The organism is Aureimonas ureilytica DSM 18598 = NBRC 106430 (genome assembly GCF_000382705.1).
GTDB classification, from domain to species: domain Bacteria; phylum Pseudomonadota; class Alphaproteobacteria; order Rhizobiales; family Rhizobiaceae; genus Aureimonas; species Aureimonas ureilytica.
Genome location: NZ_ARQE01000007.1, coordinates 214,358 through 234,723 on the forward strand (window position 1 = coordinate 214,358; position 20,366 = coordinate 234,723).

Genomic DNA, 20,366 nt, shown 5'->3' on the forward strand with positions numbered 1-20,366 from the left:
GATTGGACGGATCGCCCGGAATGGACCTCACCGAGAAGGATCGCGCGCTGCTGGCGCTTCTGGCCGAAGACGCGCGCATGCCCGTCGCGACCCTCGCTCGCCGCCTGTCCCTGTCGCGCACCACGGCGCAGGCGCGGCTGGAGCGGCTGGAGCGGAGCGGCATCATCGCGGGCTATGGCGTGCGCCTGTCGGACGCTTACGAATCCAGCCTCGTGCGCGCCCATATCCTCATCACCATCGCGCCAAAATCGCTGGCTGCCGTCACCGCCTCGATCGGCCGCGTCCAGGCGGTCACGGCGCTGCATTCGGTGAGCGGCGCCTTCGACCTGATCGCCCTGATCGCCGCGCCCTCGATCGGCGAACTCGACCGGCTTCTCGACGAGATCGGCGCGATCGAGGGCGTCGAGCGCACCCAGTCCTCGATCATCCTGTCGACGCGCTTCAGCCGCTGAGCCAAGCCAGACGTGACGCCAGGGCCCGTCGTGCGGATCGGGCTGCCGTCGCGGTGAAGCCGGCATGTTCGCTTCGACCCGCACGGTCGGGGAGGGGCCAGCGCCGACAGGCCGGACGAGGACGGGTTCTCGCTTCGGGCCATGCCCATGGCGCGGACGCACGCCTGCGCCACCTCGCCCGCCCGAGCCGCATGACGGGCGGTAACACCCCGATCGCAGTCGGTTCCCAGGGCCGCGTGAAAATACCCCAAAACTCGATTGACACCTATTGAGTTATCGATAACATCAGCCGCACTCGATGATTGGGAGGTTGTCGTGAGCGAGCTTCGATTTGAGGACGTCGCCAAGCGGTTCGGCGGCACGCAGGCATTGAAGGGCGTCAGCTTTTCCGTGCGCTCGGGCGAGGTCGTGGCGCTGCTCGGCGAGAACGGGGCGGGCAAGTCCACCGTCATCAAGATCCTCGGGGGCATCCACAAGGCGGATGCCGGGCGGATCGCCATCGACGGCACGCCCTACAGCCACGAGGCCCGGGGCACCGCGGGCGCCAGGCGCGCGGTCGCCTTCGTCCATCAGGATCTCGGCCTCATCGAATGGATGACGATCGCCGAGAACGTCGCCCTCGCCAACGGCTATCCCCGGCGCGGCGGGGGAAAGCGCGGGCTCGTGGACTGGGAGCGCGTGCGGGGGCAGGCCGTGGAGGCGCTGGCGCGGCTCGGCTGCGACTTCGACCCCGACACGCGCGTCGCCTCCCTGTCACGCACGGAAAAGTCTCTGGTAGCGATCGCACGCGCGCTCGCCACCGATTGCGCATTCCTGGTTCTCGATGAGCCGACGGCGAGCCTTCCCGCCGACGAGGTGGAGAAGCTGATGCAGGCGGTGCGCCGGCTCGCGGCCGGGGGCGTCGGCGTCATCTACGTCTCGCACCGGCTGGACGAGATCTTCCGCGTCGCCGACCGGGCCGTGGTCCTGCGCGACGGCGCGCTGGCGGGGGAGGGGCGGATCGCCGACCTCACGTCCAAAGACCTCATCGCCCAGATCGTCGGTACCGGCTCGCTGAAGCTCTACGAGAAGCGGCCGGCGCCCGAAAACGCCAAGGCCCGCGTCACGGTGCGCGGCCTGACGACGGCCGGGGCCGGGCCGGTCGGTTTCGACATCCGCGAGGGCGAGATCCTCGGCCTCGTCGGCTTGCGCGGCGCGGGTCAGGAGGCGGTCGGCCGCGCGCTCTTCGGGGCGCAGGCGCATGGCGGCGCGGTCACGATCGACGGCGCGGCGCCGGACCTTTCCTCCATGCGCGCGGCGCTCCGGAGCGGCATCGGCCTCGTCGCGCGCGACCGGGCGGAGGAGTCGGTCGCCGCCGCGCTTTCGGTGCGCGAGAACGCCTTCCTCAATCCCGGCGCCTTCGGCCGCAGGCTCCTGTCCGTCCGCTCGCCGGGGCGCGAGCGAGAGGAAGCGCGCGAGCTCGGACGCCGCATCGGCCTTCGCCCCAACGACCCGGACCTTGCCATCGAGGGCCTGTCGGGCGGCAACCAGCAGAAGGTCATCGTCGGCCGCTGGCTGGAGACCGGCCGCCGGCTCCTGATCCTCGAGGACCCGACGGCGGGCGTCGATGTCGGCGCCAAGGCCGAGATCTATCGCCTCGTGGAAGCCGCCGTCGCGGCCGGCCTCGCCGTCCTCGTCGTCTCCACCGACTTCGAGGAAGTGGCGACGCTCTGCCACCGCGCCCTCGTCTTCAACCGCGGCACGATCATCGCGGAACTCTCCGGCGACGCGGTGACGACCGAGCGCGTGATCGCCGCCGCCAGCGCCTCCGAAGCCGCCTGACCCCTTCACCGCCCCGCCTTTTCGGCGCGCTCGGGAGACCGTCCCCATGAACTCCATCAAGTCCAATGCGCTGGAGCCGACGCGCGCGGAGATGCGCGGCCTGTCGCGCTCGCAGGGCGCCCTGCGCCTCCTGCCGGTCTACGGCCTGCCGATCCTGACGCTGGCGCTGATCCTGCTCTTTGCGATCCTCCTGCCGCGCACCTTCCCGACGCTTCTCAACCTGCGCTCGATCGTCTCGGACAAGTCGATCATCGCGCTTCTGGCGCTCGCCGCCATGATCCCGATGACGGCCGGCAAGATCGACCTGACCGTCGGCTACGGCATCGTGCTCTGGCATATCCTGGCGATCTCGCTGCAGACGGCCTTCGGCATTCCTTGGGTCGTCGCGGTGCTGATCGTGCTGGCGCTGGGAGCCCTGGTCGGCCTCCTCAACGGCCTCCTCGTCGAGGTCGCGCAGATCGACAGTTTCATCGCGACGCTCGGCATGGGCACCGTGCTCTATGCGCTGGCGCTCTGGTACACCGGCGGGCGGCAGGTCGTGGCGCCCTTGCCGGAGGGCTTCCTCGCGCTGAACGGGACGATGGTCTTCGGCCTGCCCATCGGCGGCTTCTATGTGCTGGGCCTCGCCGTCTTCCTCTGGCTCGTCCTCGAATACACGCCCGTCGGCCGCTATCTCTACGCCATCGGCGCCAACCCCAAGGCCGCCGCCCTCAACGGCATCCCGGTGCGCCGCTTCACCATGGCGACTTTCGTCGCCTCCGGCTTCCTCACGGCGCTGACCGGCGTGCTCCTCGCCTCCAAGCTGCGCATCGGGCAGGCGAGCGTCGGCCTCGAATATCTCCTGCCGGCGCTGGTCGGCGCCTTTCTCGGCTCGACCACGATCAAGCCCGGCCGCGTCAATGTCTGGGGCACGGTGGTCGGCGTGATCGTTCTGGCGGTCGGCATTTCCGGCATCCAGCAGTTCGGCGGCTCCTTCTATGTCGAGCCCCTCTTCAACGGCATGACGCTCCTCGTCGCCATCGGCATCGCCGCCTACGCCCAGCGCCGGCGCGGCGCGAAATGACGCCATTCGCCCGCCGGGAGGAAACGGGCGGGCCGCCATCACCCCAAGGGAGGAACCCCACATGAAGACGCTTCTCTCCGCCTTGCTGCTCGGCGGCGCCCTTCTCGTCGCCGCCGCGCCCGGCGCCCGGGCCGACGCGATGGCGGACGCCCAGGCGACCGTGGACAAATACGCCTCGCGCGTCACGACCTGGGACGGGCCGACATCAGGCCCGAAGATCGCGGCCGACAAGACGATCGTGGTTCTGGCCGGCGACATGAAGAACGGCGGCATTCTCGGCGTCGTCTCGGGCATCGAGGAAGCGGCCAAGGCCGCCGGCTGGACGGTCCGCACGATCGACGGCGCGGGCTCGATCTCGGGCCGCACGGCGGCCGTCGGCCAGGGCATCGCCCTCAACCCCGACGGGATCGTCGTCGCCGGCTTCGACGCGGTGGAGCAGCAGGCGGGCCTCGAGCAGGCGAAGAACGCCAAGATTCCGATCGTCGCCTGGCACACGGCGCCCGAGGTCGGCCCCGTCGCCTCGGCCGGCGTCTTCGCCAATGTGACGACCGACCCGATGCAGGTCGCCAAGGCCGCCGCCGACTGGGCCTATGTCGATGCGAAGGGCAAGCCGGGCGTCGTGATCTTCACCGACTCGACCTACGCGGTCGCCATCGCCAAGGCCGACGCGATGAAGGCGGAGATCGAAAAGCTCGGCGGCACGGTTGTGGAATATGTCGACACGCCCATCGCCGAGACCTCGACGCGCATGCCGCAGCTCACCACCTCGCTCCTCCAGCGCCATGGCGAGGCTTGGACGCACTCGCTCGCGATCAACGATCTCTATTTCGACTTCATGGGCCCCTCGCTGGCGGCCGCCGGCATCGCGGGCGACGGCAAGCCGGTGAACGTCGCGGCGGGCGACGGCTCGGAATCGGCCTACCAGCGCATTCGCTCCGGCCAGTTCCAGGCCGTCACAGTCGCCGAGCCCTTGAAGCTCCAGGGCTGGCAGCTGGTGGACGAGTTGAACCGCGCCTTCGCGGGCGAAAAATGGTCCGGCTACGTCTCGCCGCTCCACATCGTCACCAAGGCGAACATCGAGTTCGACGGCGGACCGACCAACGCCTTCGACCCCGAGAACGGCTATCGCGACGCCTACAAGACCATCTGGGGCGTGAAGTAACACGGCCACCCGCCCGGCGCGCACGCTCGCGCCGGGCTTCTCCTCGACCCAACCGATCGGAATGCTCTCATGTTCATCCGCTGCGCCTTCTTTCGCGGCCGCGCCAAGCCCGGCCGCGAGGCCGAATTCACCGCTTACGTCCGCGAAAAGCTCGTGCCGCTCTGGACGCGCTTTCCCGGCATCGAGGAAGTGCGGGTCCTGCGCCAGGAGGAGGCCGATGTTTCGGACCCGCATTTCGAGATGGTGCTGCAGGTCCGCTATCCCTCGCGCGAGGCGATCGAGACGGCGCTCGCCTCCGACGTGCGCTATGAATCCCGCGAGGTGACGAAGGGCCTGCTGGAGCTCTACGAGGGCGACATCTTCCACACCGTCTTCCGCGCCGACGATTACGCCCTGCCGACGGACTGAACGCCGATGAGCGAGACCTACATCGTCCACGACGACCGCTTCCGCGCCCTCTTCATCGGCCATGCCAGGCTGGAGAGGTTGTGGACCGGCGGGCGCTGGGTGGAAGGGCCGGTGCATGTGCCATCAGCCAAATCCGTCCTCTGGTCGGACATTCCGAACGACCGGGTGATGCGCTTCGACGAGTGCGACGGCTCGGTCTCGGTCTTCGAGAGCCCCTGCGGCTATCAAAACGGCCATACGCTGGACTTGGCAGGCCGCGTCGTCGCCTGCGAGCATGGCGGGCGGCGCGTCTCGCGGCTGGGTCATGACGGCGTCTGGCGCAGCCTCGTCTCGCATGTAGGAACCAAGCGCCTCAATTCGCCGAACGACGTCGTGGTGAAGCGCGACGGCACGGTCTGGTTCTCCGACCCGACCTACGGCATCGACAGCCATTACGAGGGCCATCGCGCCCCGTCCGAGATCGGCGCCTCCAACGTCTACCGGCTCGACCCCGAAACGGGCGAGGCGACGGCCGTCGTCACCGACATGCTGAAGCCCAACGGGCTCTGCTTCTCGCCGGACGAGACGATCCTCTATGTCTCCGAGACGGGCCGCACGCACGATCCGGCCTGCGAGCCGGCGATCCGGGCCTATCCGGTTCGGGACGGGCGGACGCTGGGGGAGGGGCGTCTCTTCGCGCGCTCGCCGAGCGGCTTCTTCGACGGGTTCCGCTGCGACACGGCGGGCAATATCTGGGCCTCCAACGCCGACGCGGTCTGCGTCTATGCACCGGATGGCACACATATCGGCTCGATCCCGGTGGAGGAGATGGTCTCCAATCTCTGCTTCGGCGGCGCGAAGAAGAACCGCCTCTACATCACCGCGCAGACCTCGCTCTACGCGATCTATGTCAACGCGCATGGGGACGGCTGGCGGGATTGAGCCGCCGGCGAAGCAAACAAGCCCTTTCCAAATCCACTCACATTTGTTACCGATAACAGTGACGACGCGGCCCGGGAGAGTCGCACCAAGGAGACCGAACCCATGCGCGCCGCCGTGATCCATGCCGCCAAGGACCTGCGCCTCGACGAGCGCCCCGAGCCGACGCTTGGGCCCGGCGACGTTCTCGTGCGCTTCGGGGCGGGCGGCATCTGCGGCTCGGACCTGTCCTACTGGGGCAAGGGGCGCGTCGGCGACTTCGCGTTGCGCGAACCCCTCGTGCTCGGCCACGAGGTGGCGGGCGAGATTGAGGCGCTGGGCGAGGGGGTCTCGGGCCTCGCGATCGGCCAGCGCGTCGCGATCAACCCGAGCCGACCCTGCCTCCATTGCGACTACTGCCGCGCCGGGCGCTCCAATCTCTGCCGCAACATGCGCTTCTTCGGCTCGGCGGCGATGTTTCCGCATGTGCAGGGCGGCTTTGCCGAGCGCTTCACCTGCCGCGCCGACCAGGCGGTGCCGGTGCCGCCCGACATGCCGCTCGCCAAGGCCGCGCTCGCCGAACCGCTCTCGGTCGCGATCCACGGCCTCACCCGCGCGGGCGATCTCTTGGGCAAGCGCGTTCTCATCACCGGCGCGGGGCCGATCGGCATGCTCCTGACGCTCGCCGTGCGCCATGCCGGCGCGAGCTTCGTGGCGGTCACCGACCTCGTGGACGAGCCGCTGGCGCTGGCGGCCCGAGCGGGTGCGGACGAGACGATCAACGTCGCGACCGCCCCGGAGCGGCTCGTCGCGTTCGAGGCCAACAAGGGCTCCTTCGACGTCGGCTTCGAGGCGACGGGCGCGCCGCCCGCGCTCGCCTCCCTGGTGCGCGCGATCCGTCCGGGCGGGCGCATCGTGCAGCTCGGCATGATGCCGCCGGGCGAGGTCGGTGTTCTCGTCAACGTCCTGATGGCGCAGGAGATCGACCTCGTCGGCGCCTTCCGCTTCTGCGAGGAGTTCCACACCGCCGTCGACTGGCTGGCGAACGACCGGATCGACGTGAAGCCGGTCATGTCCGCCGAGATGCCGATGAGCGAGCTCGGCCCCGCCTTCGAGATGGCGGCCGACCGCAAACGCGCCATCAAGGTGCATCTGCATTTTTGACATGACCATCCACACGCGCAGCGCCCTCTTCGAGGGCACGATCCGCCCCGGCTGCGAGGAGGCCTTCTACGGCCTCGTCATGGCCGAGCTGATGCCGGTCTGGCAGGCGATGCCGGGGGCGCTCGCCGTGCGCGTATTGCGCACCGAGCGGCGCGAGGACGGGGCGCCCGCGCTCGTTCTGGTGCAGGAGATCGACTATCCCTCGGCCGAGGCCGTGGCGGAAGCCGAGGTCTCGCCGGTGCGGGCGCGCGGGGCGCCGGTCATGGAAAAGCTCATGACGCTCTTCGACGGAACGCTCCGCCATATCGTCTACCGCCGCCTCGCCTGAGGCGGCCCGGCCGATCCTTGAAAGAGAACGACGATGGCCCGACAGAAGAAGGCCGGCCTGCCTGCCGAGGCCCCGACCAAGCCCACGATGCGGGACGTCTCGAAGCTTGCCGGCGTCTCCACCATGACGGTGAGCCGGGTGCTGGCCGACCCCTCGATCGTCGCGCCCGAGACGCGCGAGCGCGTCATGCGGGCGGTGGACCAGCTCGGCTATGTCCCGGATCTCGTCGCCGGCTCGCTCTCCTCGCGCCGCACCAACTTCGTCGGGCTGATCCTGCCGACGCTGACCAATTCCAACTTCGCCGACACCGCGCAGGGTCTCGCGGAAGCCTTGGGGGCGAGCTACCAGCTCCTCATCGGCTACACGCTTTATCAGGCGGGCGAGGAGGAGCGGCTGGTGCGCTCGCTTCTGGCGCGCCGTCCGCAGGGCATCGTCGTCGCCGGCACGCTGCACACCGCCTCGACGCGGCGGATGCTGATGAATGCCGGCATCCCGGTCATCGAAATCTGGGACGCGCCCTCGGCCCCGCTCGACCGCGCCGTCGGCTTCTCCAATTTCGAGGCGGGCCGCGCCGCCGCGCGCCATCTCCTCTCGTTGGGGCTCCGGCGCATCGCCGCCATCGGCTCGGAGGCGGAAGGGGACGTGCGCGACGCGCGCGGCGAGGCGCGCCTGCAGGGCTTTGCCGCCGTCCTCAAGGAGGAGGGCGTCGAGACCGGCGTCATCCTGCGCCACGGCGCGGCGCCCGTCTCCTACGCCCACGGCGCGGCGGCGATGAAGCTGCTTCTCGCCGAAAGGCCGGATGTCGAGGGCGTCTTCGCCGTGTCGGACGGTTCGGCCTTCGGCGCGCTGATGGAGTGCCGAAGGCAGGGGATCGACGTGCCCGGCCGCCTCAGCCTCATGGGCTTCGGCGATTTCGAGCTCGGCCGTGAATGCGAGCCGGCGATCTCCACCATCCGCGTCGATGCCAAGGGCATCGGCACCAAGGCGGGCGAACTCCTGCGCGAGCTCTTCGACGGCCGGGGTGCGGACCTCCCACCCTCGATCGATCTCGGCATCGAGGTCGTGCCGCGCGGCACCACCGCCGCGCCGCGTCGCCACGCCCCCTGAACTCCACAGTTTTCGAGAGAGACCATCATGAGCCAAACGCGCATCGGCGTCGTCGGAGTGGGCGTCATGGGGAGCGCCATCGCGGGCCGCTTCCTGGAGACGGGGCACAGGGTCACGCTCCGGGATCGCGACCCCGAGAAGACCGCGCCGCTGGCGGCCAGGGGCGCGGGTGTCGCGGCCGGCATGGGAGACCTCGTGGCTTCGAGCGACGTCGTCATCCTCAGCCTCAACACGGCCGAGATCGTCGAGGCCGTGGTGTTCGGCGAGGACGGGCTGGCCGCCCATGTGCGGCCGGACCTTCTTCTGATCGACATGTCCTCGACCGACCCGAAGGCCACCGCCGAGATGGCGGCGCGCCTGCGCGCCGAGACGGGCATGGGCTGGGTGGACGCGCCGCTGTCCGGCGGCGCGCCGGCGGCAACGCAAGGCCGGCTGACCCTGATGATGGGCGGCGAGGAAGGGGAAGTCGAGCGCGCGAAGGGCGTCCTCTCGGCGGTCGCGGCCAACATGACCCATATGGGGCCATCAGGCGCGGGGCAGACGACGAAGCTCATCAATCAGGTGCTCTGCGCCTGCAATTTCATGGCCGTGGCCGAAGCCACGCGCCTCGCGCTCGATGCCGGCGTCGATGCCGAGCGCATCCCCGCGGCGCTGGCCGGCGGGCGCGCCGACAGCCGCATCCTGCAGGAATTCATGGGCAAGATGGCCCGTTTCGACCTGACACCGACCGGGCGGATCGACAACATGCTGAAGGATCTCGAGGCGACGCAGCGCTTCTCGATGGGCCTGCGCACGCCGATGCCGCTCACCAACCTCATCGCCGACCTCCACCGCATGATGGTCGCTGCCGGCATCGGCCACGAGGACAGCGCGGCCTATATGAAACTCTTCGATTTCGGAAAGGCGCAGTGATGGAACAGAACCCCCCAAGACGCGGCGTCGCGATCGTCACGGGCGCGGGCAGCGGCATCGGGCGCGCCTCGGCGCTGGCTCTGGCAAGCGAGGGCTGGCGCGTCGTCCTGGCCGGTCGGCGGCGCGAGGCGCTGGAGGAAACGGCGGCGCTGGCGGGCGGGACTGAGACGCTGGTCGTGCCGACCGACGTGACCGTGGAAGGCGATGTCGCCGCCCTGTTCGACGGGGCCGTCGCGCACTTCGGCCGCGTCGATTTCGTCTTCAACAATGCCGGCACCAACACATCCGCCGTGCCGATGGACGAATTGCCCGTGTCCGAATGGACGCGCGTCGTCTCGGCCAATCTGACCGGCGTGTTCCTGTGCATGCGCGAGGCCTTCCGCGTCATGAAGCGGCAGGAGCCGGGGGGCGGGCGCATCGTCAACAACGGCTCGATCTCCTCGCAGGTGCCTCGGCCCTATTCGGCGCCCTATACCGCCACCAAGCATGGCGTGACGGGTCTCACCAAGTCAGGCTCGCTCGACGGGCGCGCCCATAACATCGCGGTCGGCCAGATCGACATCGGCAATGTCGCCTCCGACATGACGAGCCGCATGGGGGGAGGCGTGCTCCAGGCCCATGGCGGCATCGCGCCCGAGCCCGTCATGGCGATGGAGAATGTCGCGCGCAGCATCGTCCTCATGGCCTCGCTGCCGCCGGAAGCCAATGTCTTCCAGATGACGGTGATGGCGTCCGACATGCCCTTCGTCGGGCGCGGCTGACCTTTTTCCCAACACAACAGACTGGAGCTTCGCCATGAGCGAGCGCACCGCCGATCTCGGCGTTCTGGGCATGGGCACGATGGGCGCGAGCCTCGCGCTGAACTTCGCCGACAATGGCGGCTTCACGGTCGCTCTTGGCAATCGCACGGTGGAAAAGGCCTATGGCGTACGGGACGAGAACCCGGAGCTGGCCGCCCGCCTCGTGCCGACGGACTCGATCGAGCATTTCGTCTCCACCCTCAAGAGCCCGCGCGTCGTCGTCCTGATGGTGAATGCCGGAAAGCCGGTGGACGACCAGATGGCGCTCGTCCTGCCGCATCTCGAACTGGGCGACATCCTGATCGACGCCGGCAATGCCGATTTCAACGACACGGTGCGCCGCGAGGCACAAGTGAAGCCGACCGGCATCCATTTCGTGGGCATGGGCGTGTCGGGCGGCGAGGTCGGCGCGCGCCACGGGCCGTCCATCATGGTGGGCGGCGACAAGGCGGTCTGGGAGCGGCTGAAACCCCTCCTGGAGCCGATCTCCGCCAAGTTCGACAACACGCCCTGCGTCGACTGGCTGGGGCCGGACGGCGCGGGCCATTTCGTCAAGACCATCCACAACGGCATCGAATATGCCGACATGCAGATGATCGCCGAAATCTACGGCATCCTGCGCGATGCGGTCGGCCTCCAGCCGCAAGAGATGGCCGACATCTTCGCCGACTGGAACCGGCGCGATCTCCAGTCCTACCTGATCGAGATTTCCGCGCTCGTGCTGGCCGAGCGCGACCCGGACACGGGCGGGGCGCTGGTCGATCTCATCGTAGACGAGGCCGGCCAGAAGGGGACGGGACGCTGGTCCGTCATCGAGGCGCAGAAGCTCGGCATCGGCGCGACCACGCTCGAAGCCGCCGTTTCGGCGCGCGGCGTCTCCTCGCGCCGGCAGGAACGGGCCGAGGCCGCGCGTATCTTCGGCAACGTGACCACGGCGCGCGCCGAGTTCCACGCCGACCATGACGGGCTGGCCGAGCTGGAACACGCGCTGGTGACGGCCAAGATCATCGCCTATGCGCAGGGCTATGCGACGCTCGCCGAGGCCTCCAGAGAATTCTCCTGGAACCTGCCGCTCGGCGAAATCGCGCGCATCTGGCGGGCCGGCTGCATCATCCGCTCGCGCTTCCTCGACGACATCACGCGCGCCTACGAGGCCGGGGACGTCGTCAATCTCCTGCACGCGCCGAGCTTCACCGCGCGTATCGAGGCGGGGCAGGAGTCGCTGCGGCGCACCGTCGCCAAGGCGGCGCTGGCGGGCATTCCGGTGCCCGCGCTCTCGGCCGCGCTCGCCTATTTCGACGACTACCGCCGGGCGCGCGGCACCACCAACCTGACGCAGGGCCAGCGCGATCTCTTCGGCGCGCACACGTTCCGCCGGCTCGATCGCGAGGGCGTCTTCCACCACCGCTGGCCGCAGGCCTGACACCCCCGTGCGCGATCACGCTCGCGTGAATCGACTTGCGGTGTTATCGGTATCATGTAAGCTGACAGTGTAGGGGAAGGGGGAATCATGTCCCTGAAGCTTTTCGATCTCACGGGCCGCACGGCCCTCGTCACCGGCTCGGGCCAAGGCATTGGCTATTCGCTGGCCGAAGGGCTCGGACGCGCCGGGGCGCGTGTCGTGCTCAACGGGCGCGACGCGGCCAAGCTCGACGCGGCGGCCGAGCGCCTGCGCTCCGAGGGCATCGTGGTCGAGACAGCCGCCTTCGATGTGACCGATCACGCCGCCGTCGAGGCCGGGGTCGATCGCATCGAGGCCGAGATCGGGCCGATCGACATTCTCGTCAACAATGCCGGCATCCAGCGCCGCGCGCCGCTGGAGGACTATCCGGCCGAGACGTGGTCCGAGATCATGCGGGCCAATGTCGATTCGGTCTTCTTCGTCGGACAGGCGGTGGCGAAACACATGATCGCCCGCAAGCGCGGCCGGATCATCAACATCGCCAGCCTTCAGGCGCAGGCCGCGCGCTATTCCATCGCGCCCTACACCGCCACCAAGGGCGCGGTGCTCAACCTCACCAAGGGCATGTGCACCGACTGGGCGCGCCACGGGCTGCAGATCAACGCGATCGGCCCCGGCTATTTCGAAACGCCGCTGAACCAGGCGCTGGTGGACGATCCGAAGTTCACCGAATGGCTCAAGATCCGCACGCCGACGGGCCGCTGGGGCAAGGTCGAGGAGTTGCAGGGCGCCTGCATCTTCCTCGCCTCCGACGCCGCCACCTTCGTCAACGGGCAGATCGTCTATGTCGATGGCGGGGTGCTCGCCACGCTGTGACCGTTCATGCGCCCGGCCGCTGGGAGGCCGCCCGGGCGCATCCGATCCTTTTTGAAATGCCATGGGAGGCATGGGTATGACCAACACGACACGACGCGCCGTGATGAAGGCCGCGTTCCTCGGATCGCTCACGGTTGCGACCGTGATGGCGGCGATGCCGGGTTCGGCCGAGGCCGTGACGCTCGCCGACATCCAGGGCCGCGGCACGGTCAAGATCGGCGTCCTCACGGGCGCTCCGCCCATGGGCATGATCGACGAGCGCGGCAATCCGAGCGGCTACGACGTCGACGTCGCCAACCAGATCGGCCAGTACATGGGCCTGCCCGTCGAACTGGTCCCGCTGACGCCGCCGGCCCGCATTCCCGCGCTTCAGACGGGGCAGGTGGACTTCCTCGTCGCGACCCTCGCGCCGACGGGCGAGCGGGCGAAATCCGTCATGTTCACCTCGCCCTATTCGGCCTTCAACATGGTGATCGTGTCGGGCCCGAACGCCAAGTTCGAGAACCTCGACCAGCTCAAGGGCAAGCGCGTCGCGGTCAATCGCGGCTCCTCGCAGGAAACCGCGCTGCGCCGCGCCAATGTGGAAGGGCTGGAGATCGTCGTCTTCGAGGACGATTCAACCTCCGCGCAGGCTCTCGTCGCGGGGCAGGTGGACGCGACCGCGCTGCCCTCCACGGTCGCCCAGGGGCTTCTGCGGCAGGCTCCGCAGGCGGGCCTCCAGATCGGCTTCACCTTCTTCCGCCAGGGCAATTCCATGGCGGTGCAGCCGGGCGATTTCGAGCTGCTGCAATATCTCAACACCTCGATCTACCTGATGAAGGTCTCCGGCGAACTCGACAAGATCGCCGTGAAATGGACCGGCGACCCGCTGCCCCCGACGCTCCCGGCTTTCTGACCCGCTTGGACGCCGGTTGGTCCCAGCCGGCGTCCTCCTTCCCAGCGCGGGGGTTTTCTCCATGAATTACACGTTCCAGTTCGGCGTGCTGGCTCAGTACCAGAGCCAGCTTCTGGCGGGCCTGTGGCTCACCGTCCAGATTTCCGCCTTTGCCATCATCTGCGGCACCGCCTTCGGCATTCTCTTCGCCTCGCTGCGCTCGGTCGCCGGGCGGCCCGTTCGCATCCTGATCGACGCCTATGTCGAGCTGATCCGCAACACGCCCTTCCTGGTGCAGCTCTTCATCATCTATTTCGGCTTGCCCGCCGGTGGGTTACGCGTCAGCGCCATCACGGCGGCGCTGATCGGGGTGACGATCAATCTCGCGGCCTATTCCACCGAGATCATCCGCGCCGGCATCGAGGCCGTCCATAAGAGCCAGATCGAGGCGGGCGAGGCGCTGGGCTTCACGCAAGTCCAGATCTTCCGCCATGTCATCCTCATCCCCGCGTTGCAGAAGGTCTATCCGGCCCTCTCGTCGCAATTCGTCCTGATGATGCTGGCGACCTCGATCTGCTCGGCCATTTCGGTGAACGAGCTGACGGCAGCGGCCTCCTTCGTCCAGTCGCAGAGCTATCGCTCCTTCGAAGTCTATCTCGCCGTGACCGCGCTCTATCTCGTGCTGGCGCTCATCCTGCGCGGCATCCTCGCGCTTGTCGGGCTCTGGCTCTTCGGTCGGCGAACGGCGCGGCGCGCGCTGAAATCCGTGGTGGAGGCATCGGCATGATCTTCCGCTCCTTCGGTCCGTCCGAATTCCTGTTCCTGATCGAATCCCTCCAGTGGACGCTGATCCTCACGGCTCTCGCGCTCGCCGGCGGCGGCTTCGTCGGCTTCTTCCTGGCGCTCGCCCGTGCCTCGACGCTCCCTTGGCTGCGCTTTCTGGCGGGGCTTTATATTCAGGTCATCCAGGGCATTCCCGTTCTGATGATCCTGTTCCTGTCCTTCTACGGACTGGCGCTGCTCGGCTTCCGCCTGCCGCCGCTGATTGCCGCCGGCATTTCGATGACGGTCTATGCCTCGGCTTACCTGGGCGAAATCTGGCGCGGTTCGATCCAATCCGTCGCCAAGCAGCAATGGGAAGCCTCCGAGTCGCTCGCCATGACGCGGGTTCAGCAATATCGCTATGTGATCCTGCCGCAGGCCGTGCGCCTGTCCCTGCCCTCCACGGTCGGCTTTGCCGTGCAGGTGGTCAAGAACACTTCGATCGCCTCGCTGATCGGCTTCGTGGAACTCGCCCGCGCCGGCCAGCTCGTCAACAACGCGACCTTCCAGCCCTTCCGGGTCTTCCTGGTGGTCGCCGCGCTTTACTTCATCGTCTGTTATCCGCTGTCGCTCCTGTCCCGGCGGCTGGAAAGGAGGTTCCATGCCTGAGGTCGCCATTCGGGACGTGCGCAAGAGCTTCGGCGCGGTGGAGGTGCTGAAGGGCATCAATCTGGAGGTCGGGCGCGGCGAGGTCACGGCGCTGATCGGGCGCTCGGGCTCGGGCAAGTCCACGCTGCTCCGCTGCGTCAACGGGCTGGAAAAGATCAATGCCGGGTCGATCGAGATCGCCGGGCACAAGGTCGGCACCGACAAGGCGGCCTTGCGCGCGCTCCGCCGCGATGTCGGCATCGTCTTCCAGAGCTACAATCTCTTCCCGCATTTGAGCGTCGGTCAGAACATCATGCTCGCCCCGCGCATCGTGAAGGACGTGGCGAAAGGCGAAAGCCGCGCCACCGCCGAGGAGGTGCTGGCGCTTGTCGGCCTGTCCGAGAAGTTCGACGCCTACCCGGACGAGCTTTCGGGCGGCCAGCAGCAGCGCGTCGCCATCGCGCGCTCGCTCGCCATGCGCCCCAAGGTCATGCTCTTCGACGAGGTGACCTCGGCGCTGGACCCCGAACTCACCGGCGAGGTGCTGGCCGTCATGGAGCAGCTGGCGCGCGGCGGCATGACCATGCTTCTCGTCACGCATGAGATGGGCTTTGCCCGGCGCGTCGCCAACACGACCGTCTTCATGCACCAGGGCCGCATCCACGAGGCCGGCCCCTCGCGCGAGCTTTTCGAGAACCCCAAGACCCCCGAGCTGGCGCAGTTCGTGCGCTCCGACGTGAAGTGAGCCCTCCCATGACCGCCAACATCCTGCAACTCTGCCCGCTCATGCCCGCGCTGGAAAAGGCGCTGAGCGAGCGCTTCACCGTCCACCGCTTCTTCGAGGCCGCTGATCCCGACGCGTTCTTGGGCGAGCACGCCGAGCGCCTGCGCGGCGTCGTCACGGGCGGGCATATCGGCATTCCCACGGAGCTTGCCGCCCGGCTGCCGGCGCTCGAAATCGTCGCCATCAACGGCGTCGGCTTCGACAAGGTGGATCTTCTCGAGGCCAAGCGGCGCGGCGTGCGCGTGTCCAACACGCCCGATGTCCTGACCGAAGACGTGGCGGACCTCGCGATCGGCCTCATCATCTCGGCGCTGCGGCAGATCCCGCGCGGCGACGCGCATGTGCGCGCCGGGCGCTGGCCCTCAGGCGACTTGGCCCTCGGCTCCAAGGTCTCGCGCCGCCGCTACGGCATTTTCGGCTTCGGGCGCATCGGGCAGGCCATCGCGCGCCGGCTGGAGGGTTTCGACGCCGAACTCGCCTATGCCAGCCGCTCGCCCGTCGAGACGACGGTTCGCAACGCGGGAAGCTTGCATGAGCTGGCCGCCTGGAGCGACGTCCTCGTGATCGCCGCCTCCGCCTCGGCGGAGACGCGCAACATCGTCGACGCGCAGGTTTTCAATGCGCTCGGCCCCAAGGGCGTGCTCGTCAACGTCGCGCGCGGCTCGCTGGTGGACGAACCGGCGCTCCTCGACGCTCTCGAAACCGGCCGCATCGCGGGCGCCGCGCTCGACGTCTTCGCCGACGAGCCGCGCGTGCCGGAGCGCTTGCTTGCGCTGCCGAACGTCGTGCTGACGCCCCATATGGCGAGCGCCACGCACGAGACCCGCCAGGCCATGGCCGATCTCGTGCTCGCCAATCTCGACGCGCATTTCGCGGGCCGCGAGATGCCCAGCGCGCTCGTATGAGCGCGGCGGCGCTCGCAGCGGCGGAGATCGAAGTCGATCCCGCGCCGGTCGTGATCTTCATGGGCGTGTCCGGTTCGGGCAAGACGACGCTCGGCGAGGCGCTGGCGGCGCGGCACGGCTTCCGCTTCCTCGATGCCGACGATTTCCATCCGACCGAAAACGTCGCGAAGATGCGCTCGGGCGTGCCGCTCGACGATGCCGACCGCGCGCCCTGGCTCGAGCGCCTGTCCGAGCTCCTGGCCGCAGCGACGGCGCCGACCGTGCTCGCCTGCTCCGCCCTGAAGGCGCGCTATCGCACGCGGCTCGCGGCCGGCTGCGACCCGGCGCTGTTCGTTCATCTCGCGGGCTCGCGCGGCACGATCGGGGCGCGCCTGTCGGCGCGCAGCGATCACTACATGCCGCCCTCGCTGCTCCAGAGCCAGATGGAGGCGCTGGAAGCGCCCGGCGAGGAGGAGGGCGCCCTGACGCTCGACTGCGACCAACCCGTCGAGTCTCTCTGCGCGGCGGTGATGTCGGCGCTCGCGAACCGTCGCCGGGCGTCGCAGCCCGCAGCACCGGCCTTGGCGTAGTCCGGCCTGTAAGCCTCGGGGGCGGTGGGCGTCAGATGTCCGCGACCGGGTTCGAACCGGCGTGGCTCCGGCGCGGTTCGGGCGCTCGTCCCCGCCAGCGCCGGCCCCTGAGGCTGGCGGCGGACACCGCGAAGACGGCGAGAAGCACGAGCGCCCCCGTGGGCACGAAGACGGCGAAGGGCGCGCGCTCGACATAGGGCAGGCCCTCGGCCAGCACGAGGCCCCATTCCGGCGCGGGGGGACGGGCGCCGAGGCCGAGAAAGCCGAGCGCGGCGAGCGCCAGCGCGATGCCGGGCAGCCGCAGCATGGCATGGCGCAGGACCGGGCCGAACAGGGCCGGGATCACGTAGCGGACCGTCGTGCGCACCGGGCCGACGCCGAGCAAGGGCGCGATGCGCACATGCGGCTGGGCGCGCGCCTCCTTCGACAGGGCCGCGACATGGGCGGCGAGCGGCGCCCAGGCGGTCAGAAGGACGGCGAGCATCGCCCCGTTCTGGCTCGGCCCCGTGATCGCGGCGACGAAGAGCCCGGCGAGGATGGGCGGCGTCGCCTTGGTGATCTCGATCGGCCCCGCCATGAGGCGCGGCATGGAGCCGGCGAAAAGCGCGATCAGGAGGGCGAGACCGGCGGTGATCGAGGCCGTGACGATCGTGCTCGCGGCGCCGTGCGAGACGCGCGCCAGAAGATCGCGCCCCGTGCCGTCCGCCCCGAGCGGCAGGGCGAGGCTCGGCGCTTCGAGCCTCAGATGCGCCGAGGTGAAGGGGTCGCGCCCGAGACCGGCGAGGATCAGGACGGCCAGCAGCGCCAGCGCCAGCGCCGGAACGAGAAGCGCCGCCGGGCGCGAGACCGCCTCCGGGGCGGCGACGGGCAGCGAGCCGGTGCGCAGGGCGGGCCGCAGGAGATGGGCCGACAGGAGATTGGCGAGCGAGCCGAGCCCGACCGCGAGAAGAAGAAGGATGAGGATGCCGGTCTGGAGCGCGGGAAGGTCCTGCGCCGTCGCCGCGCCGAGCGTCGCGCGGCCGAGGCCCGGAATGGCGAAGACCTGCTCCACCGCCACCGCGCCGCCCGTCAGCCCGATCAGCACCATGCCGACCTGCGGCAGGAGGCCCGGCAGGGTGCGCTGGACGACCGCGAGAAGAATGCGCCCGCGCGAGAAGCCGGCGATGCTCCAGGTCGCGACCCAGCGCTCCGAGAAGGTCGCGGCGAGCCCGTCCGAGAACAGCCGTCCGAGAAGCCCGCCGGCGGGAAGGCCCATGGCGAGCGCGGGCAGGACGACATGGCGCCAGTCGGTCCAGCCATAGGGCGGGAACCAGCCGAGCCAGACCGCGAAGACCACGAGAAGCGAGGTCGCCAGAACGAATTCGGGGAGCGAGGTGAACACCGCGCCCGCCAGTCCCGAGCCGCGCCGTGCCTCTCCGCCGAGCCCCGCGCGGACCGTCGGCGCGCAGACGAGGGCGAGAACGAGGAGGACCACCGGCAGCGCGCAGGCCATCAGGACGAGCGACGTGCCGGTCGCCTCGATCATGCCGGGCAAAACCGGCGCGCCGGAAATCCAGGACGTGCCGGCATCGCCCCGCGCGAGGCCGGCGAACCAGGTGAGAAGCGCCTCCCACGGCCCGCGATCGAGGCCGAGCTGCGCCCGGATGGCCCCGAGCGCCTCGGCGGTGGCTTCCTGGTCGCCCGAGCGCGCGCGCAGGATCGAGAGCGCGGGGTCGCGCCCCGAAAGCCAGGGCAGGAGAGCGACGAGAACGAGGACGCCGAGAAGCGTCACCGCGCGCGACAGGGCGGGCAGGAACGGCGAGAAACGCCGCGCGAGCGCGCGCGACGTCCCGAGGATCGGTGTTGCAGTAGGAGGCACGGCGTCGGTCATTGCGCCTTTGCGGCGATCGCGGTCGCGGGCCGGACGAGTTCGCGCTCGCGCGGATCGCGCGCGGCCGCCGAAACGCCGGCCTGCTCACCCTGAATGACGCGCTCGTGCAGCATGGGAACGGCGGCGCCGGTGGCGAGGATCGCGGCTTCCGCCTCGATGATCGCCGTCTGGCGCTCGGGGCCGGCGGGCAGCGCGCTGGCGCGGGCGAGCGTGGCGTCCACATCGGCGTTGCAGAGCTGCGCGATGTTGAACGAGCCGGCGCAGGAGAAGTCGCTGACCATGTAGGAGACCGGATCGCCGGAATCGAGCACGGTGGCGCGCGACAGGATGAAGGCGTCGAACCGGCCCGCGAGGGCGTCGGCCTCGATCTGGTGATACTGGCGCACGTCCTGGCGCACGCGGAAGCCGGCCGCCGTCAGCTGCTGTTCGAGGAGGACGGCGACCTCGGGCAGCTCGGCCCGGTCGGTGAAGGTCGCGAGCACGATCTCCGCGCCGCCCGCGTCGCCTTGCGGCGCGCTCGCCTCCGGCTTGCCGCGCAGCCCGGCCGCCCATGGCAGGGCCGGTCCGAGAAGGCCGCTCGCGACGTCGGCGCGGCCCTCGTAGACGATCCGCACCAGGGCGGCGCGGTCCACGGCCCCGGCCGCGAGCCGGCGCAGCCGCGCGTCGGCGAAGGGGCCGCGCTTGGTGTTGAGATAGAGCGTGTTGGTGCGGGGCATCGGCACTTCGTGGATCAGGGCCGGGTCGATCAGCGCCGCCTGCGACACCGGGATCGCTTCCACGATGTCGGCGACGCCGGTGCGCAGCGCCGCCGCGCGCGCCGTCCCGTCCGAGACGTAGTCGGCGTCGATCCCCGAAAGCCGGGCGGGCTCGCCCCAATAGCCGTCGAACCGGTCGAGCCGGGCGCTGGTCGTGCCGTTGATCTCCTTCAGGACGAAGGGTCCGGTGCCGGCCTCGATCGGGCTGACGCGCCCGTCCGCGCGGTAGGCGCGCTCGGCGAGGATCGCGAGCTGCGGGCTCGACAGGCGGTTGGGGATCAGCGGATCGACGGCGGCGCTGCGCACGATGACGCCGCCGTCGCCGTCCGCCGTGATCTCGAGCTCGACGCCGTCGAGAATGCGGGGCTTGGGCGCGGCCTTGGTGGCCGCCACCAGCGAGGCGACGACGCGCTCGGGCGTGAGCTGGCTGCCGTCGTGGAACAGGACTCCCTCGCGGATCGCGAAGCGCCAGGTGCGGTCGTCGCGGCGCTCCCAGCCGGTGGCGAGAAGCGGCTGGGGCGTGCCGTCGGCGTCGAGCCGCACCAGCGTTTCCGCCGCGCTCCAGCGCGACAGCTTGAACGCGTCGTCGGAAAGCGGCGACAGGCCGGAGCGCGGCGGCTGGAGCATGGCGAGGCGCGCGCGGGGCGCCGTGGCGGCCTCCTGCGCCAGGGCGGCGCCCGGCAGCGCGAGGGCGCCGGCCCCGAGCGACAGCGCGGTGGCGAGGCGAAGGAGAAGCGAGGTCGTCGGATGGGCCATGGCGGGTCCTCCAGGAAACGGGTCGGTCGAAGAAGGGAAAAAGAAGCGGTC

The 20,366-nt window shown here is 69.6% G+C and carries 21 protein-coding genes; 19 read left to right on the forward strand and 2 right to left on the reverse strand.

Going from position 1 to position 20,366, the window contains the following annotated elements:
- Window positions 1-20: 20 nt before the first annotated feature.
- The 19 genes from B146_RS0116165 to B146_RS26380 all read left to right on the forward strand — a co-directional run bounded on the left by B146_RS0116165 (window position 21) and on the right by B146_RS26380 (window position 16,934).
- Window positions 21-452 carry an Lrp/AsnC family transcriptional regulator gene (locus B146_RS0116165; protein WP_019997509.1) on the forward strand — a complete coding sequence of 144 codons (432 nt, stop codon included), beginning with the start codon at window positions 21-23 and terminating at the stop codon, window positions 450-452.
- Between the two features lie 315 nt (window positions 453-767).
- Entirely contained in the window at window positions 768-2,273 is a 1,506-nt protein-coding gene (locus B146_RS0116170; protein ID WP_019997510.1) for a sugar ABC transporter ATP-binding protein, read from the forward strand.
- Window positions 2,274-2,319: 46 nt separating this feature from the next.
- Complete coding sequence (locus B146_RS0116175; RefSeq protein WP_019997511.1) at window positions 2,320-3,336, forward strand: ABC transporter permease; 1,017 nt, start codon at window positions 2,320-2,322, stop codon at window positions 3,334-3,336.
- A gap of 61 nt (window positions 3,337-3,397) precedes the next feature.
- Window positions 3,398-4,498 (forward strand): ABC transporter substrate-binding protein, encoded by a 1,101-nt coding sequence (locus B146_RS0116180; protein ID WP_019997512.1) that lies wholly within the window; start codon window positions 3,398-3,400, stop codon window positions 4,496-4,498.
- Window positions 4,499-4,567: 69 nt separating this feature from the next.
- A complete protein-coding gene (locus tag B146_RS0116185; protein ID WP_019997513.1) occupies window positions 4,568-4,906 on the forward strand; it encodes a hypothetical protein in 339 nt (112 codons plus the stop codon).
- 6 nt (window positions 4,907-4,912) lie between these two features.
- Window positions 4,913-5,827 carry an SMP-30/gluconolactonase/LRE family protein gene (locus B146_RS0116190; protein ID WP_019997514.1) on the forward strand — a complete coding sequence of 305 codons (915 nt, stop codon included), beginning with the start codon at window positions 4,913-4,915 and terminating at the stop codon, window positions 5,825-5,827.
- A 102-nt stretch (window positions 5,828-5,929) separates the two neighbouring features.
- Entirely contained in the window at window positions 5,930-6,967 is a 1,038-nt protein-coding gene (locus B146_RS0116195) for an L-idonate 5-dehydrogenase (RefSeq protein ID WP_019997515.1), read from the forward strand.
- A gap of 1 nt (window position 6,968) precedes the next feature.
- Entirely contained in the window at window positions 6,969-7,295 is a 327-nt protein-coding gene (locus B146_RS0116200; RefSeq protein ID WP_019997516.1) for a hypothetical protein, read from the forward strand.
- A gap of 87 nt (window positions 7,296-7,382) precedes the next feature.
- On the forward strand, window positions 7,383-8,402 hold the full coding sequence (locus B146_RS0116205) for a LacI family DNA-binding transcriptional regulator (protein WP_026358662.1): 1,020 nt from the start codon (window positions 7,383-7,385) through the stop codon (window positions 8,400-8,402).
- Between the two features lie 27 nt (window positions 8,403-8,429).
- A complete protein-coding gene (locus B146_RS0116210; protein ID WP_019997518.1) occupies window positions 8,430-9,314 on the forward strand; it encodes an NAD(P)-dependent oxidoreductase in 885 nt (294 codons plus the stop codon).
- A complete protein-coding gene (locus B146_RS0116215) occupies window positions 9,314-10,075 on the forward strand; it encodes an SDR family oxidoreductase (protein ID WP_019997519.1) in 762 nt (253 codons plus the stop codon). Before B146_RS0116210 ends, B146_RS0116215 begins: the two co-directional genes overlap by 1 nt.
- Window positions 10,076-10,109: 34 nt before the next feature.
- Window positions 10,110-11,537, forward strand: a complete 1,428-nt coding sequence (gene gndA, locus B146_RS0116220; RefSeq protein WP_019997520.1) for an NADP-dependent phosphogluconate dehydrogenase — start codon at window positions 10,110-10,112, stop codon at window positions 11,535-11,537.
- A gap of 87 nt (window positions 11,538-11,624) precedes the next feature.
- Window positions 11,625-12,392, forward strand: coding sequence for an SDR family oxidoreductase (locus B146_RS0116225; RefSeq protein WP_019997521.1), 768 nt, complete (start codon window positions 11,625-11,627; stop codon window positions 12,390-12,392).
- A gap of 76 nt (window positions 12,393-12,468) precedes the next feature.
- The gene (locus B146_RS0116230) at window positions 12,469-13,287 is read left to right on the forward strand and encodes a transporter substrate-binding domain-containing protein (RefSeq protein WP_019997522.1); all 819 of its coding nucleotides are present in this window, start codon (window positions 12,469-12,471) and stop codon (window positions 13,285-13,287) included.
- 61 nt (window positions 13,288-13,348) lie between these two features.
- Window positions 13,349-14,053 carry an amino acid ABC transporter permease gene (locus B146_RS0116235; RefSeq protein ID WP_026358663.1) on the forward strand — a complete coding sequence of 235 codons (705 nt, stop codon included), beginning with the start codon at window positions 13,349-13,351 and terminating at the stop codon, window positions 14,051-14,053.
- The gene (locus B146_RS0116240; protein ID WP_019997524.1) at window positions 14,050-14,697 is read left to right on the forward strand and encodes an amino acid ABC transporter permease; all 648 of its coding nucleotides are present in this window, start codon (window positions 14,050-14,052) and stop codon (window positions 14,695-14,697) included. Before B146_RS0116235 ends, B146_RS0116240 begins: the two co-directional genes overlap by 4 nt.
- The gene (locus tag B146_RS0116245) at window positions 14,690-15,421 is read left to right on the forward strand and encodes an amino acid ABC transporter ATP-binding protein (protein ID WP_019997525.1); all 732 of its coding nucleotides are present in this window, start codon (window positions 14,690-14,692) and stop codon (window positions 15,419-15,421) included. The genes B146_RS0116240 and B146_RS0116245 overlap by 8 nt, the downstream gene beginning before the upstream one ends.
- Before the next feature lie 8 nt (window positions 15,422-15,429).
- Window positions 15,430-16,365 carry a 2-hydroxyacid dehydrogenase gene (locus B146_RS0116250; protein ID WP_019997526.1) on the forward strand — a complete coding sequence of 312 codons (936 nt, stop codon included), beginning with the start codon at window positions 15,430-15,432 and terminating at the stop codon, window positions 16,363-16,365.
- On the forward strand, window positions 16,362-16,934 hold the full coding sequence (locus tag B146_RS26380; RefSeq protein ID WP_019997527.1) for a gluconokinase: 573 nt from the start codon (window positions 16,362-16,364) through the stop codon (window positions 16,932-16,934). Before B146_RS0116250 ends, B146_RS26380 begins: the two co-directional genes overlap by 4 nt.
- Window positions 16,935-16,965: 31 nt before the next feature.
- On the opposite strand, the gene B146_RS0116260 is transcribed toward B146_RS26380, so the two are convergent.
- Window positions 16,966-18,804, reverse strand: a complete 1,839-nt coding sequence (locus tag B146_RS0116260; protein WP_019997528.1) for an ABC transporter permease subunit — start codon at window positions 18,802-18,804, stop codon at window positions 16,966-16,968.
- Window positions 18,801-20,315 carry an ABC transporter substrate-binding protein gene (locus B146_RS0116265; protein ID WP_019997529.1) on the reverse strand — a complete coding sequence of 505 codons (1,515 nt, stop codon included), beginning with the start codon at window positions 20,313-20,315 and terminating at the stop codon, window positions 18,801-18,803. The genes B146_RS0116260 and B146_RS0116265 overlap by 4 nt, the downstream gene beginning before the upstream one ends.
- Between the last annotated feature and the right edge of the window lie 51 nt (window positions 20,316-20,366).